Origin of the sequence: Muricoccus nepalensis (assembly GCF_006438825.1) — a bacterium.
GTDB classification, from domain to species: domain Bacteria; phylum Pseudomonadota; class Alphaproteobacteria; order Acetobacterales; family Acetobacteraceae; genus Roseomonas; species Roseomonas nepalensis.
In genome coordinates this window covers 1-613 of sequence record NZ_RCZP01000155.1, presented here as the reverse complement: position 1 = coordinate 613, position 613 = coordinate 1, and the positions used below count along the sequence as shown (strand labels likewise).

General features: G+C 71.1%; 1 protein-coding gene. It reads left to right on the top strand.

Annotated elements, in window-relative coordinates:
- Window positions 1–613: AMP-binding protein (locus tag EAH89_RS31080; protein WP_140888060.1), on the top strand; the 613-nt coding region annotated here is incomplete at both ends.

Here is a 613-nt window from a genome sequence, read left to right as displayed (position 1 = left end):
ACGGCGCCGACCGCCATCCGGGCCCTCATGCGGGAGGGCGAGGGGCCGGTGAAGGCGACCTCGCGCCAGTCCTTGCGCGTGCTCGGCTCGGTCGGCGAGCCGATCAACCCCGAGGCCTGGCTCTGGTACTACCGCGTGGTCGGCGACGAGCGCTGCCCGATCGTCGACACCTGGTGGCAGACCGAGACGGGGGGCATCCTCATCTCGCCGCTGCCCGGCGCCGTTGCCCAGAAGCCGGGCTCGGCGACGCTCCCCCTGCCGGGCGTCTTCCCGGCGCTGGTCGACAACGAGGGCAACCTGCTCGAGGGCGCCGTCGAGGGCAACCTCGTGATCACCGACAGCTGGCCCGGCCAGATGCGCACCGTCTTCCGCGACCACGAGCGCTTCATCCAGACCTACTTCTCGACCTTCCCGGGCAAGTACTTCACCGGCGATGGCGCCCGGCGCGACGAGGACGGCTACTACTGGATCACGGGGCGCGTCGACGACGTCCTCAACGTCTCCGGCCACCGCATGGGCACGGCCGAGATCGAGAGCGCCCTCGTCTCCCACCCCAAGGTGGCCGAGGCCGCCGTCGTCGGCATGCCCCACGAGATCAAGGGCCAGGGCATCT